Source organism: Leifsonia sp. EB34 (assembly GCF_041260585.1).
In the GTDB taxonomy this organism is placed as follows: Bacteria; Actinomycetota; Actinomycetes; order Actinomycetales; family Microbacteriaceae; genus Leifsonia.
In genome coordinates this window covers 1063738-1079804 of record NZ_JBGCCV010000002.1, presented here as the reverse complement: position 1 = coordinate 1079804, position 16067 = coordinate 1063738, and the positions used below count along the sequence as shown (strand labels likewise).

Genomic DNA, 16067 nt, shown 5'->3' with positions numbered 1-16067 from the left:
GCAAGCCGGACAGAGGATGTGCGACCACGCGGCAGCGTACGCCGGACCACCGACATTCGGCACCGGCGCTGCGTTCACGCGCGCGGACGGGCGAGCAGAAGTGCCGCCACGAGGGCCACGAGCCCCACGATCGCGGCCCCCGACACCAGCGCGAGCCACGGCGCCGCGGACGGCCGGGCGAGGAGCAGCAGCACGACCGCGGCGGCCTGAACGGGGACCTGGATGAGGACCAGGCGGCGCAACGACGGCAGCAGCACGGCCGGCTGCAACCGTGCGGTTGCGGGCAGGACGAGCATCCACGCCGCGAGGACGTGCAGCACGTGCACGGCCGCGATCACGGCGAGCAGCCGGAGGGTGAGCGTGCCCGGCTCGAGGAGGGTGGAGAACGCGAGCACGGCGATGAGGACCCACGCCACCCGCCAGCGCGGGACGGCGACGGCGACCGCGGTGAGGAGGACGGCCAGGGCCGGCCACGGCCCGCTGGGGGCGGTGGTGAGGGCGAGCGGGACGGCGACGACCACGAAGGCGACGTGCAGGGACCAGGCGGGCACGGTGAGGCCGAGGTCGGGGACGGGTGCGGAGGCAGGTGCGGAGGCGGGGGCGGTCGGCGCCGCCTCGCCGCTCATCCCCGCCTCGCCGTTCATCCCCGCCTCGCCGTTCATCCCCGCCTCCGTGGCGTCGCAAGCCGCCGCAGCATCGCGTCGCGCTCGGGCGACGCCCACACCAGAAGCTCCGCCCCCGCGGCGCGGAGCCGGTCCAGGCGGAGCCCTCGCTCCAGGTCCACGATCCGCAGCGCCAGCCGTTCCCTGGCCGGAAGTTGGTCCACGCTGCGCGGCGGGAGCACATCCACGGCGATCACCCGGTGGCCCGCCGCCCGCCAGGTGAGCGCCAGGCGCATGGCCTGGTCGTCCAGGAAAGTGGACATCACGAATACGACGGCCCCCTGCGCGAGCCGCGGCGCCCGCGCGCGCTCGGTCGCCGAGCCGTGCGCCGAAGTCAGCTCGACGGCGCGCCGCACCCGGTGCAGGTGCCGCGCGCCCGCGCGCGGCGGCAGCGCACGGCGGGCGTCGGAGAGGTCGTCGAAGCCCACGCGGTCGGACGCGGCGGCGTACGCGTCCGCCAGGGAGACGGCGGCCTCCCTGGCGAGGTCGAGGGAGGTCGCGCCCGGCCGCGGGTACGGCGCCGCCCAGCCGGCGACCGCGCCGGGGAGGTCGTCGCGCGCGTCCAGCACCAGCTGCACCGCGGCGTCGGAGGTCGCGGTGGTCCGGCGCACGTAGAGCTCGCCGGGGCGCTGGGCGAGCCGTGCTGTCGCCTTCCAGTCGATCCGTCGCAGCCGGTCACCGGGGCGGAACCGGTCGATGTCCCGGAACTCGCCGCCGTCGCCCGGCCGCGCGGACACGTGGCCGCCGGTCAGGCCGAGCAGACGTGCGGGCAGCGGGAGGCTGCGCACCCGCTGCGCGGCCGGCCGCACCACGCGCTCGGCGACGGCCGGGAGGCCGGGGTCGCCGGTCCACGCGGCGTCCGGCCCGATCCCGCGGGCGGCGAGCGAGAGGATCCGCTGCGGGCCGGAGTGCGAGACGGCGACGCGGAAGCGCAGCCGGGCGCCCTCGCGCGGCGTCACCACGGCGTCCTCGGGCTGCCGGTCGGCCCGGTGGACCCGGAGCTGGACGCCGTCCACGCGCCCGTCCGCCTCCGCCACCGCGTCGACGTGCACGCGGCCGTCCGGCTCGTCGCCGGCGATGGTCGCGCGGGTGCGGGCCGCCGCGGACTCCGGACGGGCCGACCAGCCGACGACCGCCGCCAGCAGTAGCGGCGCCGCGACCAGCACCAGCTCCACCCGGGAGAGCACGAACGCGGCGACCAGGCACACGGTCGCCACGACCGCGGCAGCGGTCACCGCCGGGCTCAGCGCCCACCCGGAGCCGCCGGCCCGCGCCTCCGTCCGCTCGCGAGGGCCGGGCATGCGCGCCCGGGACCAGAGCGACATCAGTCCGCGGTCTCCCGCTCGCGCGTGCCGACCGCCGGCGGCCCGGGCACCGAGGACACGACCTCCTCGACCACCTGCGACGCGCTCACACCGCTGGTCCAGGCCTGCACCGTCAGCGTCAGCCGGTGCGCGAGGACCGGCACCGCGACGCGCTTGACGTCGTCGGGGATGACGAAGTCGCGGCCGGCGAGCACCGCCAGCGCCCGGGCGACCAGTAGGAGGCCCTGCGACCCGCGCGGGGACGCGCCGACCTCCACCGAGCGGTGGCGGCGGGTGGCGGCGGCCAGCCGCACGCAGTACGCGGCGATGTCGGGATCGACGTCCACGCGCTCGACCCCGGCTTGCATGGCCAGGAGGGTCTGCGCGTCCGTGACCGGCTCCACGGTGGCGACCTCGTGCCGCCGGGCGACGCGGGCGAGGAGCACCTGCGTCTCGCCGTCCGCGTCCGGGTAGCCGACGCCGAGCCGCACCATGAACCGGTCGAGCTGCGCCTCCGGGAGGGCGTAGGTGCCCTCCGACTCGATCGGGTTCGCCGTCGCGACAACGTGGAACGGCCGCGGCAGCGGGAAACTGCGCCCCTCCACGGACACCTGCCCCTCGGCCATCGCCTCCAGCAGCGCGGACTGCGTCTTCGGCGACGTGCGGTTGATCTCGTCGGCGAGGAACAGCCCGGTGAACACCGGCCCCGGCCGGAACTCGAACTCGGCGGTCGACGGCACGTAGACGAACGAGCCGGTGATGTCCGACGGCAGCAGGTCGGGCGTGCACTGCAGCCGCCGGAAGTCCAGGCCGACGGCGCTCGCGATGCTGCGCGCGGCGAGCGTCTTGCCGAGACCCGGGACGTCCTCGAACAGCACATGGCCGCCGGCGAGGACGGTGGCGAGCGCGATGTGCAGGGGCTCGCGCATCCCGACGACGACGGACTCGACCCGGTCGAGGACGTCGGCGCCGAGGCGGGCGACCTCGCTGACCGGGAGAGGTTCGGGGAGCGCGCCGGCGACGGCGGGGGTCGGGGCGTCGGTGGTGGAGGTCTCCGGGGTCATAGGGTTCCTGTCGTGTCGGCGCCGCGGAAGCTGCGGGTGGTGGACGGGGTGGGCGTCATGCGGCGCACCGGTCGGAGGTGAGCGGGACGCCGGGTCGTGGACAGAGCGGCCGTCATGCCGCGCCCCGGTCGGAGGTGAGCGGGACGCCGGGTAGTGGACAGAGCGGCCGTCATGCCGCGCCCCGGTCGGAGGTGAGCGGGACGGTCGAACCGTCGGCCGCCCCCGGTCCCGGGGCCGGAGCGGGCGATGCCTGGCCGAGGTCCTGCGCTGCGTGGCCCGCCTCCGCGCCGGGCGCGGCCAGAGCCTCCAGCCGGGCGAGGGAGGCCGCGAACTCTTTCGGGCGGGGCGCCGCGGCGCTGCCCTTCCGAAGCAGTGCGGCAGTGCGCTCCCCCAGCAGCCCGGCCACTCGCGATGCGGCGGCTGGGTCGTCGAGTTCCACGCCGTGGCGGTCAAGCACCTCGGCCGCGAGGCCGCGCAGCCTCCGGACCGCCTCCGGGGAGACGCGTCCGCCGCGCGCCCCCAGCGACCAGCCGAGTTGCACCACGTCCCGCCGCGAGCCCGGGCGCGGCTGCGGCGCGGGGACCGGCCACGTCACCTCCGCCTGCTCGCCGAGCAGCGACAGCACGGCCCCGAGCGCGAAGACCACGAAACCGAGGCCGACGGCGTGCGGGGCATCCATCCCGAAGAACCAGGCGGCCACCCCGACGATCGCGGCCGCGAGCACGCACCCCACCGCGCGCCTCATCATCCGTGCGCGGGTCATCGGACCACCCCTCCCGCTGCGGCGGTCCCCCATGAGGCGCGCAACGCCTCGATCGCGGTGCGGGCGGCCTCGACGTCCGCCGCGGTCACCGGCGCGTCGCTGAACCGGGCGCGCAGGTAGAGGTCGAGGAGGTCACCTGCGGCAGCACGGTCGGACGCGACCCGCGCAAGGACGCGGCGGACGAACTCCCCCGGTGTCTCGGCGGGAAGCCGGTGGACGCCGCTGTCCGCGGCGGCCTCCTCCAGGCCGAGCCACGCCCGCTCGATGGCGTCCCGCGGCTCCCGGCCCTGGTCGAGCAGGTCGAGCGCGCGGTCGAGGCCGCGGCGGACCCGCTCGGGACGCGGTTGCGCGGCCGGTTCGGGGGCGACGGTCCCCTCGGCGGAGCCGTCGACGTCGCCGGCGAGGCCGGGGAGCTCGGGACGCAGCCGCCGCCGCACGTAGCGCCAGAGCAGGGCGAGCACGACGACGACGAGGAGCGCGATAACCGCGTAGGTCACCCAGGTCAGGTCGATGCGCGTCTCGTGCGGGATCTCCTGCCGCGCCGGGGTGCCGGTGGCCGACTGCTCGCCCGCAGGCGGCTGCAGGTCGGCGGCCGGCGGGGTGAAGCGCAGGCCGGTGAAGACGGGCGCGCCCTGGAACGCGAGCGCGAGCCCGGAGAGGGCGAGCAGGACCCCGGCAGCCGTGACCATCCCCCACCGCTGCCGCGTCCGCGCCGCCTTCGAGCCCACCCTGCCACCGTAGCGCGGAGGTGACGGGAGTGCGCGGCAGACGAGCGCAACTCGCACCCGGCGCCCGACACGGCCGCCCCACCAGATCCATTTCCTCCGACCTGTCGATTTCCGAACCCCCGCCACGTCGTACTGCTGAGTTGACATCCGACGTCAACCGCAATCAGAAGGAGCACATCATGTCTGCGTTCGTTTTCGCGTTCCGCAACGACCCCGCGGTGGCTGCCACGGACGAGGAGTTCGCTGCCTGGGGCGCGTGGTTCGAGAAGCTCGGCCCGGCGGTGACCGACATGGGGAGCCGCGTCGGCGCCACCGAGCTGCTGGGCGCGCCCGCCGGCGCCAACGCTCTGTCCGGCTACGCGGTCGTCGACGCGACCGACCTGGCCGCGGCGACCGCGCTGGCGGAAGGATGCCCCGGCCTCCGTTACGGGGGCAGTGTCGAGGTGGGCGAACTGATCCCGATGTAGCCCGCCGTCAGCCCAGGTGCCCGGCCTTCTCCATCTGCCGCAGGTCGCGCTTCAGGTCGGACAGCTCGTCGCGCAGCCGCGCCGCGAGTTCGAACTTCAGCTCGCCGGCCGCGGCGAGCATCTGCTCGTTCAGGTCGGCGATCAGCGACTCCAGTTCGGCGGCGCCCTGGGCGGCGATGCCGCCGTTGCGGAGGTTCGGCGTCGGGCTCTTGCGGCGCTGCTCCCGGCCGGCGAGCATCCGGGCGGTGTCGGCCTCCTCGCGCGCCAGCACGTCGGTGATGTCGGCGATGCGCTTGCGGAGCGGCTGGGGGTCGATGCCGTTGGCGCGGTTGTACTCGATCTGGAGCTCGCGCCGGCGGTCGGTCTCCTCGATAGCGTTCTTCATCGAATCCGTCAGCACGTCCGCGTACATGTGGACCTCGCCCGATACGTTTCGCGCGGCGCGGCCGATGGTCTGGATGAGCGACGTCGACGAGCGGAGGAAGCCCTCCTTGTCGGCGTCGAGGATCGCGACCAGCGACACCTCGGGGAGGTCGAGGCCCTCGCGGAGCAGGTTGATGCCGACCAGGACGTCGTAGACGCCGGCGCGCAGCTCGGTGAGCAGCTCGACGCGGCGGAGGGTGTCGACGTCGGAGTGCAGGTAGCGGACCTTCACGCCGGCCTCCGCGAGGAAGTCGGTGAGCTCCTCCGCCATCTTCTTGGTCAGCGTGGTGACGAGGATGCGCTCGTCGCGCTCGACGCGGACACGGATCTCCTCGAGGAGGTCGTCGATCTGGCCCTTGGTCGGCTTGACGACGATCTGCGGGTCGACCAGGCCGGTCGGGCGGATGATCTGCTCGACCACGCCGTCCGCGATGCCCATCTCGTACTTGCCGGGGGTCGCCGACAGGTACACCGTCTGGCCGACGCGGTCCTTGAACTCGTTCCAGCGCAGCGGCCGGTTGTCGAGGGCGCTGGGCAGCCGGAAGCCGTGCTCGACCAGAGTGCGCTTGCGGGAGGCGTCGCCCTCGTACATGGCGCCGATCTGCGGGACCGTCACGTGCGACTCGTCGATGACGACGAGGAAGTCGTCGGGGAAGTAGTCGAGCAGGCAGTTGGGCGCCTCGCCCGGAAGCCGGCCGTCGATGTGCCGCGAGTAGTTCTCGATGCCGGAGCAGAAGCCGATCTGCTCCATCATCTCCAGGTCGAACTGGGTGCGCATTCGCAACCGCTGGGCCTCCAGCAGCTTGCCCTCGCGCTCCAGCTCCTGCAGCCGCTCGCGCAGCTCCTCCTGGATGGTGCCGATGGCGCGCTGCATCGTCGCCGGGCTGGCGGCGTAGTGCGTCGCCGGGAACACCGACACGGCGTCCATCTTCTTCAGCACCTCGCCGGTCAACGGATGTAGGGCGTAGAGCGCCTCGATCTCGTCGCCGAACAGCTCCACACGGATGGCGTGCTCCTCGTACACCGGGATGATCTCGATGGTGTCGCCGCGCACGCGGAACTTGCCGCGGGAGAAGTCGACGTCGTTGCGCTCGTACTGCATCGCGACGAACCGGCGGATGAGCGCGTCGCGGCCGACGTTCTGGCCGACCTGGAGGGCGACCATCGCCTCCAGGTACTCCTCGGCCGCACCGAGACCGTAGATGCAGGAGACGGTGGAGACCACGACCACGTCGCGCCGGCTCAGCAGCGAGTTGGTGGTGGAGTGCCGCAGCCGTTCGACCTCGGCGTTGACCGAAGAGTCCTTCTCGATGAAGGTGTCCGTCTGCGGCACGTAGGCCTCTGGCTGGTAGTAGTCGTAGTACGAGACGAAGTACTCGACGGCGTTGTTGGGCAGCAGCTCCCGGAACTCGTTGGCGAGCTGTGCGGCAAGGGTCTTGTTGTGGGCGAGCACGAGCGTCGGGCGCTGCACCTGCTCGACCAGCCAGGCCGTGGTCGCGGACTTGCCGGTACCGGTCGCGCCGAGCAGGACGACGTCGGTCTCACCCGCGTTGATGCGGGCCGCGAGCTCGGCGATCGCCTTGGGCTGGTCACCGCTCGGCTCGAATTCGCTGACGACCTCGAACGGACGGACGAGACGCGTGGCTTGCATGACTCCAGTCTAAGAAGGACCACCGACATCGCGGACCGCTCTCGCTGAGAGCGGAACGCACCGTCAGGACCGCAGGCTCTCCCACAACTCGTCGACCTGCTCGAGGGTGCGGTCGAGCGCCCCGTCGGTGTCGATCACGACGTCCGCGACGGCCAGGCGCTCCTCGTCGGAGGCCTGCGACCCGATCCGGCGCTCGGCCTCCGCCCGGTCCATCCCGCGCAGCCGGACCAGCCGGTCGATCCGCGTGGCGGCGTCGGCGTGCGCGACGACCACCAGGTCGAACGGGTACTCGTTCGCCGACTCGACCAGCAGCGGCACGTCGTAGACGACGATCGCGGCGGGGTCGGCGGCGGCCGCGGCCTCGAACCGCGCCGTGGAGGCGGCGAGCACGGCCGGGTGGGTGATGCCGTTGAGCTTCTGGAGGGCGTCGGGGTCGCCGAACACGATCGCGCCGAGCGCGGGGCGGTCGAGGCTGCCGTCCGGCGCGATAACGCCGGGGCCGAAGCTCGCGGCGATCTCGGCCAGGGCGGGAGTGCCGGGCTCGACGACCTCCCGGGCGATGCGGTCGGCGTCCACGACGACGGCGCCGAGCTTTGCGAGGCGGGAGGCGATGGTCGATTTTCCGGACGCGATTCCGCCGGTCAGTCCGATGAGCTGCACGCCCTCCACCCTATTCGGCGCAGAAGGGCCGCGTTAACGCCGGAACGGCCGGCCCCCGAAGGAGCCGGCCGTTCACGGATGAGACGGGTCTCAGTTGTTGGAGCTGAGCTTCTCGCGCAGAGCGGCGAGGGACTCGTCGTCGGCGAGGGTTCCGCCGTTGCCGGTCTCGCTCGAGAAGGACGACGAACCGGTGTCGGCGGCCGCCTCCTCGATGCCCTTGGCGACCTGGCGCTTGTGCGCCTCCCAACGAGCCTGGGCGGCGGCGTACTGCTGCTCCCACTCGTCGCGCTGGGTCTCGAAGCCTTCCTTCCACTCGTTGGTCTCCGGGTCGAAGCCCTCGGGGTACTTGTAGTTCCCCTGGTCGTCGTACTCGGTGACCATGCCGTAGAGGGCCGGGTCGAACTCGGTGCCTTCGGGGTCGACGCCCTCGTTCGCCTGCTTGAGCGACAGCGAGATGCGGCGGCGCTCCAGGTCGATGTCGATGACCTTGACGAAGACCTCTTCGCCGACCGACACGACCTGCTCCGCGAGCTCGACGTGCTTGCCGGAGAGCTCGGAGATGTGCACCAGGCCCTCGATGCCGTCCGCGACGCGGACGAACGCGCCGAACGGGACGAGCTTCGTGACCTTGCCCGGGGCGACCTGACCGATCGCGTGGGTGCGGGCGAAGACCTGCCACGGGTCCTCCTGGGTCGCCTTGAGCGACAGCGAGACACGCTCGCGGTCCAGGTCGACCTCGAGGATCTCGACGGTGACCTCCTGGCCGACCTCGACGACCTCGGAAGCGTGCTCGATGTGCTTCCACGAGAGCTCGGAGACGTGCACGAGGCCGTCCACGCCGCCCAGGTCGACGAACGCGCCGAAGTTGACGATCGAGGACACGACGCCCTTGCGGACCTGGCCCTTGTGCAGGTTGTTGAGGAACGTGGTGCGGGACTCCGACTGGGTCTGCTCCAGCAGCGCGCGACGCGACAGGACCACGTTGTTGCGGTTCTTGTCGAGCTCGAGGATCTTCGCCTCGATCTCCTGGCCCAGGTACGGGGTCAGGTCGCGGACGCGGCGCAGCTCGATGAGCGACGCCGGCAGGAAGCCGCGGAGGCCGATGTCGACGATCAGGCCGCCCTTGACGACCTCGATGACCGTACCGGTCACGACGCCGTCGGCTTCCTTGATCTTCTCCACGTCGCCCCACGCGCGCTCGTACTGCGCACGCTTCTTGGACAGGATGAGGCGGCCTTCCTTGTCCTCCTTCTGGAGAACGAGCGCCTCGACGGTGTCGCCGACCTCGACGACCTCGCTGGGGTCGACGTCGTGCTTGATGGAAAGCTCGCGGGAGGGGATGACACCCTCGGTCTTGTAGCCGACGTCGAGGAGGACCTCGTCGCGGTCGATCTTGACGACGGTGCCCTCGATGAGGTCTCCGTCGTTGAAGAACTTCAGCGTCTTTTCGACCGCGGCAAGAAAGTCTTCAGCAGAACCGATGTCGTTGACTGCGACCTGCTTCGGTGCCTTGTCGGTCGTTGCGGTTGTCATGTAGTGGATGCTCCGTTATGGACATAAATCAGGCCGAGCGCGAACCTTGTGGGGTGTCTTCCGCGAACGGCAGGCGGATGTGGATGTCACACAAGTGACGGTCTAGTCTACCGACTGCTCAGCGGAACGGGCAACTCGCGTCCGGCGACGATGTCGCGGAGGGCGGGCTCCAGCTCCGGGAAGGCGAACGTGTAGCCCGCGGCGAGCAACCGCTCGGGCACCACCCAGCGGCTCTTCAGCACCAGCTCGGTCTCCGTCCGGATGACCGCGGAGCCGAGCTCGAGCATCCACCGGAACGCCGGGAGCCCGGCCGGCACGCCGACGACGCGTCGCAGTGTCGCCATCATCGTCCGGTTGTCCGACGGGTTCGGCGCAGCGATGTTGACGGGGCCGTCGAGCTCGGGATGCTGTCGTAGGAAGTCGATCGAGCCGAGCACGTCGGCGATGTGCACCCAACTGAACCGCTGCCGGCCGCCGCGGGCGCGGAACTCGTGGAAGGTGCCCGCGTTGCGTCGCGCGGTCGTCGCGAACCAGCGGCCGTCGAGCTGCGGGCCGCCGAGGCCGAACCGCGCCAGCCGGAGGAGCGGGACGAGCGCCGAGCCGTCGCCGAGCACGATCGCCATCCGCAGCGCGACCCGGCGGGTGCCGGGCAGCTCGCCCGCGAAGAACTCGGCCTCCCAGGCGCGCGCCACGTTCACCGAGAAGCCGGTGCCGAGCTCGCCCGTCGGCTCGGTCATCGGCCGGTCCTCCGCGTGCCGGTAGATGGTCGCGGTGGAGGCGTTGAACCAGACGGGAGGCGGCGCGTCGGAGGCGGCGACGGCCTCCCGCAACTCCCGGGTGGTGTCCAGCCGGGAGCGGAAGATCTCGGCGCGGTTCGCGTCGCCGTAGCGGCAGTTCACGCTCTTGCCCGCCAGGTTGATCAGCACGTCCGCGCCGGTGACGACCCGGCGCAGCGCGTCGGCGTCACCCCAGCGCGCGTCGGCGCCGTGGCGGCCGACCAGCAGAACCGTCGCACCGGCGGCGCGGTAGTGCTCCGCCAGGTAGCGTCCGATGAAACCGGACGCTCCGGCGATGACGATGCGCTCGCTCACTCACTCCCCCGTTGCGGCGTCGCCGCCGCTCCCGCGGCGCCCGACCTGGTATCGGAACGTCCCCGCGTACTGGTACACCCTACCGAGCAGCGGGACGCGGACGACGATGGAGACCTCCTGTACGTCGCGCTCGTCGTCGTACCGCTCGGTGAGGGCGACCACGGGCGCGATGGCCCTCGGGAGGCTCATCCGCAGGCGACCGATTCGCAGCGCGACCCGGCGCGAGGTCAGCCGCAGGCCGCCGTCGACCACCCGGGCGGAGAACCACGCTTCGCCGACGGCCGGCGACCCGAGGCGGTCGACGATCATCCAGCCGTCCACGCCGATCTCGTCGCGCATGTCGAGGACGCGCCCGCGCAGCTCGAACCGGCGCACGGCCCGCACCGCCGGGCCGCCGTCGGCAGACACCACCGGCACGTTCTCGACCGTGAACGGCACGGCGCGCTCCCACACCGGGAACATCACGTGCGCCCGGCCGAACAGTGCCAGCACCGGCCACAGCCACCGCCGGGGCGTGCCGACGGTGTCGAACACGCCCCGGCCGGTGCCGGCCGCGCCCTCCGGGATGGCGTCGAAGTAGGCGCGCAGCCGCGGATGGAGCTCGTCGAACGCCGGGCCGAGCACGGCCCGGTACGGGGAGGTCATCGCGGCCGCGCGCTCTGCGTCGATGATCGGGTGGCCGTCGCGCTCAGTCGAGCAGCGCCGACTTCAGGGTGTCCAGGCCGACGCCGCCGATGTCGAGCGCCTTCTTGTGGAACGCCTTGATGTCGAACGCGGCGCCCTCGCGCCGCGCGTACTCGTCGCGGAGCTGCTCCCAGATCCGCTGGCCGATCTTGTACGACGGCGCCTGCCCCGGCCAGCCGAGGTAGCGGTTCACCTCGAACCGGACGAAGCCCTCGTTCATGTTGACGTTGTCTGCGAGGAAGCCGAAGGCGTACTCACCCGTCCACGGGCCGGAGCCGTCCGGGAGCTGCTTCTCCAGGTGCACGCCGATGTCGAGAACGACGCGCGCCGCGCGCATCCGCTGGCCGTCGAGCATCCCGAGCCGGTCGGCCGGGTCGTCCAGGTAGCCGAGCTGCTCCATCAGGCGCTCCGCGTAGAGCGCCCAGCCCTCGGCGTGACCCGACGTGCCGGCGATGCGGCGCCAGGAGTTGAGCTGCGCCTTGTTGTAGGTGGCCTGCGCGATCTGGAGGTGATGGCCCGGGACGCCCTCGTGGTAGACCGTGGTCAGCTCACGCCAGGTGTCGAACTCGGTGACGCCCTCCGGGACGCTCCACCACATCCGGCCGGCGCGCGCGAAGTCGTCGCTCGGGCCGGTGTAGTAGATGCCGCCCTCCTGGGTCGGCGCGATCATGCACTCCAGGCGGCGGATCTCGGCCGGGATGTCGAAGTGCGTGCGACCGAGCTCCTCGATCGCCCGGTCGCTGGTCTCCTGCATCCAGCGCTGCAGCGCGTCGGTGCCGTGCAGCTTGCGGGAGGCGTCGCCGTCCAGGAACGCGATGGCCTCGTGGACCGACGCGCCCGGCTTGATCTCGTTCGCGATCGACTCCTGCTCGGCGACCATGCGCGCGAGCTCCTCGATGCCCCACTCGTAGGTCTCGTCCAGGTCGACGGTCGCGCCGAGGAAGTCGCGCGAGGCCAGCGCGTAGAGCTCGCGGCCGACGGCGTCCTTCTCGGGTGCGTGGGCAGCCAGCTCGTCCTTCAGGAACGCGGCGAGCGTGGCGTAGGCCGCGGCCGACTCCTTCGCGCCGTCCGCCAGGTCGGCCTTCAGGGACGCGGGCAGCTCGCCGTCGAGGGTCTTCGCCGAGCCGGTGAAGTCGAAGAAGAAGCCGGTGCCGGCGACCTGCTTGTTCGCCTGCGTGAGCACCTCGCGCACCTGGCGGATCGCCGGGACGTTGCCGTTGGCGATGCCGCTGCGCAGGGTCTCGATGTAGCCGTCCATCGCGGCGGGGAGGTTGTGCAGGCGCGTCGCGACGTTCGCCCAGTCCTCCTCGGTGTCGGTGGGGACGAGGTCGAAGATGTCCCGGAGTTCCTGCGCCGGGGAGGCGATCACGTTGAGGTCGCGCTGGTTGAAGCCGGCCTCGTGCTTCTCGATGGTGAGCTCGAGCTCGCGGGACAGGTCCATCTTGGTCACCCGGTCGATGTCGTCCACCGGCTCGGCGGCCCGGATCTTGGCCAGGGCCTCCCGCACCTTGCCGACGGCCTGCTCGGCGCCGGCCGGCGAGTAGTCGGAGTACTCGCCCTCGCGGCCGGGTCGGCCGAGCCAGACGTGGTACTCGGGGTGGAGCTCCAACTGGGTGTCGACCCACTCGTCAGCGATCGTGTCGATCGGAGTCGGTTCGCGCTTCTCTGCGTTCGTCATGCCCCGAGCCTATCGAGGCCGGCGCACCCGAATCTGCCCCCATCCCGCAGCAATCTCTTCCTCACTTTCTCCCGCTCTTTCCCGGCGTGTCGCGGGAGGAAGTGAGGAAGAGATTGCTGCGGGCGGGGACGTCAGTGGGCGGCGGCCTCCCAGTTGGGGCCGCGGCCGATCTGGACCTCGAGGGGGACGCGGAGGTCGGCGGCGCCGGCCATGCGGGTGCGGACGACCGACTCGAGGGCGTCCCACTCGCCGGGGGCCACCTCGAAGATGAGCTCGTCGTGCACCTGGAGCAGCATCCGGGAGTTCAGCTCCTGGTCGATCAGGTCGCCCGCGATGCCGAGCATGGCGATCTTCATGATGTCGGCGGCCGAGCCCTGGATCGGCGCGTTGAGCGCCTGGCGCTCGGCGTTCTCGCGCAGCACGCGGTTGGTGGAGGTCAGGTCGGCGAACGGGCGGCGGCGGCCGAAAATCGTCTCGGTGTAGCCGTCGACCCGGGCGATCTCCACGACGCTGCGCAGGTAGTCGCGCACCGCGCCGAAGCGCTCGAAGTAGCCGGCCATCAGGTCGCGCGCCTCCTTCGTCTCGATGCGGAGCTGCTTGGACAGGCCGAACGGGCTGAGGCCGTAGGCGAGGCCGTAGGACATCGCCTTGACCTTGGTGCGCATGAGCGGGGTGACGTCCTCCGGGGCCACGCCGAACACGCGGGCGCCGACGAAGCGGTGCAGGTCCTCCCCCGCGTTGAACGCCTCGATCAGCCCCGGGTCCTCCGACAGGTGCGCCATGATGCGCATCTCGATCTGCGAGTAGTCGGCGGTCAGCAGCGTCTCGTACTCCGGGGCGCTGCGGAACGCCGAGCGGATCTCGCGGCCCTCCTCGGTGCGGATCGGGATGTTCTGCAGGTTCGGGTCGTTGGACGAGATGCGGCCCGTGCTGGTGCCGGTCTGGTCGTAGGTGGTGTGGATGCGGTCGTCGCTTCCGACCGAGCGCTCCAGCGTCTCCACGATCTGCTTCAGCTTGGTCGCGTCGCGGTGCTGGAGCAGCAGGTCCAGGAACGGGTGCGGGTTGCTCTCCTGGAGGTCGGCCAGCGACTGCGCGTCGGTCGAGTAGCCGGTCTTGGTGGAGCGGGTCTTCGGCATCCCGAGCTCGTCGAACAGCACCTGCTGGAGCTGCTTGGGCGAGCCGAGGTTGAGCTCGTGGCCGACCTCGGCGTAGGCGCGCGCGGCGTAGTCGTTGGCCTTGTCGGTGAGCTGGCCGCGCAGGCGGCTCAGCACCTCGGTGTCGATCGAGACGCCGTCGAGCTCCATCTCGGCGAGGACCGCGACGAGCGGCAGCTCGATGTCGTCGAGCACGGCGCGGGTGCCGGCGTCGAGGGCGATCATCTGGCCTTCCGCGACGCGGCGGATGTACCAGGCCTCCGTCGCCGGGCTCACCGCGTCGTTGATCGGCACGAGCTGGTTGGGGTCGGAGACCGGGAGGGTCTCTCCCAGGACCTCGTAGACCTGCTCGGCCAGCGACTGCGGCGCCGCGCCGGGCTTCACCAGCCAGGAGGCGATGCGGGTGTCGAAGGCGAGGCCGTCGACCACGAAGCCGGCCCGGCTGAGCGCCTTGAACTGCGGCTTGGCGTGGAAGAAGTACTTGGGAGCGCTGCTGGCGAGCCACTCCTCCAGCGCGGTGTAGTCGGGGCGCCCGGCGACCCACGGGACGTAGACCGTGTCGTCGGCGGCGGCGAGGCCGAAGCCGGTGATGCCGGCGGGGCCGGTCTCGAGCTGGACCGCGACCGCGGCGCCGTCGGCGGAGGCCTTCTGCAGCCAATTGGCGAGCTCCTCGTCCACGAGGGTGCGCACGACCGGGGCGCTCACCGCGCCGGCGTCGCCCTCGGAGGGGGCCGTGCCGGCGGTGCCGGCGCCGGCCAGCGTGCCGTCCTCGGCGGCGGCCTTCATCAGCCGGTCGAGCAGCGTCTTGAACTGCAGCCGGGCGAAGATGTCGCGCACGGCGTTCTCGTTGAGCGGCTTGCGCTCCAGGTCGGCCGGGCCGACCTCCAGCTCGACGTCGTCCAGCAGCTTGTTGAGCCGGCGGTTGCGGAGGGCGTTCTCCTGCTGGTCGCGGAGGTTCTGGCCGACGACGCCCTTGATCTCGTCGGCGTGCGCGACGATGTTCTCGACGGTGCCGTACTGCTGCACCCACTTGACCGCGGTCTTCTCGCCGACCTTGTCGATGCCGATCAGGTTGTCGCTGGTCTCGCCGACCAGCGCCGCGATCTCCGGGTACTGGTGCGGCTCCACGCCGTAGCGCTCGCGCACGGCGGCGGGGTCGTAGACCTTGAGCTCGGAGACGCCGCGGACGTTCGGGTAGAGCAGCGTGACGTCGTCGTTGACGAGCTGGATGGTGTCGCGGTCGCCGGAGACCAGGAGCACGCGGTAGCCCTGCTCCCGGCCCTGGCGGGCGAGGGTGGCGAGGATGTCGTCGGCCTCGTAGTCCTCCTTGGCGATGGTGGTGATGTTCATCGCGTGGAGGGCCTCCTCCAGCAGCGGGATCTGGCCCACGAACTCGGACGGGGTCTCGTTGCGGGTTCCCTTGTACTCCGGGTACTCCCGCGTCCGGAACGAGTAGCGGGAGATGTCGAACGCGACCGCGAGGTGCGTCGGACGCTGCTGCTGGAGCAGGTTGATCAGCATCGCGATGAAGCCGTGGATGCCGTTGGTGTGCTGCCCCTCGCGGTTGACGAAACTGTCAACGGGAAGCGCGTAGAAGGCCCGGAATGCCAGCGAATGGCCGTCGATGATCAGAAGGGTAGGCTTTTCGGAGTCTGACACCAGGCAAGCCTACAAGGGGCCGGTGACAGTGCAGGACGACGGCCGACGAGGGCCGGCACCACAGCGGAGAGGCAGCAGATGACCGAGGACGCGCTCGCGTACGTGAAGCAGCGGGGGCTCGGCGCCCTCGCCGAGAAGATGGGCATCGAGATCGTGGAGTTCACGATCGAGCGGTCCGTTGCGCGGATGCCGGTGCTCGGCAACACGCAGCCCGCGGATCTGCTGCACGGCGGCGCGTACGTGGTCCTCGGCGAGTCGCTCGGGTCCATGTCGGCGAACCTGTACGCCGGCCAGGGCCGCCTCGCGGTCGGCATCGAGATCAATGCCTCGCACACGCGCGCGGCGACCGAAGGCTACGTGACCGGCGTCTGCACGCCCATCCACCTCGGCCGCACCCTGACGACGCACGAGATCGCCGTCACCGACGACCGGGGCCGCCGCTGCTCCACGATCCGCATCACGAACCTCATCAAGGACCTCTAACAAACAGCCGAGTACGTGAATTCTCTGCGTACTCGGCTGATTTCGCCTGATTTAGTGCGTACT

Annotated in this window: 14 protein-coding genes; 2 read left to right on the top strand and 12 right to left on the bottom strand. The window is 71.6% G+C overall.

The features are described from left to right. Positions 1-74: 74 nt before the first annotated feature. From ABIA36_RS14640 to ABIA36_RS14620, 5 genes are all read right to left on the bottom strand, one after another. On the bottom strand, positions 75-662 hold the full coding sequence (locus ABIA36_RS14640; protein WP_369963238.1) for a hypothetical protein: 588 nt from the start codon (positions 660-662) through the stop codon (positions 75-77). Further along, positions 659-1987 (bottom strand): DUF58 domain-containing protein, encoded by a 1329-nt coding sequence (locus ABIA36_RS14635; protein ID WP_369963236.1) that lies wholly within the window; start codon positions 1985-1987, stop codon positions 659-661. The genes ABIA36_RS14640 and ABIA36_RS14635 overlap by 4 nt, the downstream gene beginning before the upstream one ends. Continuing rightward, positions 1987-3030, bottom strand: coding sequence for an AAA family ATPase (locus ABIA36_RS14630; RefSeq protein WP_369963234.1), 1044 nt, complete (start codon positions 3028-3030; stop codon positions 1987-1989). The genes ABIA36_RS14635 and ABIA36_RS14630 overlap by 1 nt, the downstream gene beginning before the upstream one ends. Before the next feature lie 169 nt (positions 3031-3199). Continuing rightward, positions 3200-3793, bottom strand: coding sequence for a hypothetical protein (locus tag ABIA36_RS14625; RefSeq protein ID WP_369963233.1), 594 nt, complete (start codon positions 3791-3793; stop codon positions 3200-3202). Further along, a complete protein-coding gene (locus tag ABIA36_RS14620) occupies positions 3790-4521 on the bottom strand; it encodes a DUF4129 domain-containing protein (RefSeq protein WP_369963231.1) in 732 nt (243 codons plus the stop codon). The genes ABIA36_RS14625 and ABIA36_RS14620 overlap by 4 nt, the downstream gene beginning before the upstream one ends. A gap of 179 nt (positions 4522-4700) precedes the next feature. Here ABIA36_RS14620 and ABIA36_RS14615 point away from each other — a divergent pair, with 179 nt between their 5' ends. Then, complete coding sequence (locus ABIA36_RS14615; RefSeq protein WP_369963230.1) at positions 4701-4988, top strand: hypothetical protein; 288 nt, start codon at positions 4701-4703, stop codon at positions 4986-4988. Between the two features lie 7 nt (positions 4989-4995). Here the strand turns inward: ABIA36_RS14615 and uvrB are convergent, their stop codons facing one another. The 7 genes from uvrB to polA form a co-directional block, all read right to left on the bottom strand. After that, positions 4996-7062: an excinuclease ABC subunit UvrB gene (gene uvrB / locus ABIA36_RS14610; RefSeq protein WP_369963228.1), complete on the bottom strand. Its 2067-nt coding sequence runs from the start codon at positions 7060-7062 to the stop codon at positions 4996-4998. A gap of 63 nt (positions 7063-7125) precedes the next feature. Beyond that, the gene (gene coaE / locus ABIA36_RS14605) at positions 7126-7722 is read right to left on the bottom strand and encodes a dephospho-CoA kinase (protein WP_369963227.1); all 597 of its coding nucleotides are present in this window, start codon (positions 7720-7722) and stop codon (positions 7126-7128) included. 90 nt (positions 7723-7812) lie between these two features. Beyond that, complete coding sequence (gene rpsA, locus ABIA36_RS14600) at positions 7813-9255, bottom strand: 30S ribosomal protein S1 (RefSeq protein WP_369963226.1); 1443 nt, start codon at positions 9253-9255, stop codon at positions 7813-7815. A gap of 107 nt (positions 9256-9362) precedes the next feature. Then, positions 9363-10346: an epimerase gene (locus ABIA36_RS14595; protein WP_369963225.1), complete on the bottom strand. Its 984-nt coding sequence runs from the start codon at positions 10344-10346 to the stop codon at positions 9363-9365. Beyond that, positions 10347-10991 carry a DUF4166 domain-containing protein gene (locus ABIA36_RS14590; RefSeq protein WP_369963223.1) on the bottom strand — a complete coding sequence of 215 codons (645 nt, stop codon included), beginning with the start codon at positions 10989-10991 and terminating at the stop codon, positions 10347-10349. Positions 10992-11034: 43 nt separating this feature from the next. Beyond that, positions 11035-12708: a DUF885 domain-containing protein gene (locus ABIA36_RS14585; protein WP_369963221.1), complete on the bottom strand. Its 1674-nt coding sequence runs from the start codon at positions 12706-12708 to the stop codon at positions 11035-11037. Between the two features lie 131 nt (positions 12709-12839). Next, positions 12840-15521 carry a DNA polymerase I gene (gene polA / locus ABIA36_RS14580; RefSeq protein WP_369963220.1) on the bottom strand — a complete coding sequence of 894 codons (2682 nt, stop codon included), beginning with the start codon at positions 15519-15521 and terminating at the stop codon, positions 12840-12842. 78 nt (positions 15522-15599) lie between these two features. Between polA and ABIA36_RS14575 the strand changes: the two genes are divergently transcribed. Next, positions 15600-16004, top strand: coding sequence for a hotdog fold thioesterase (locus tag ABIA36_RS14575; protein WP_369963219.1), 405 nt, complete (start codon positions 15600-15602; stop codon positions 16002-16004). The last annotated feature ends 63 nt before the right edge of the window (positions 16005-16067 follow it).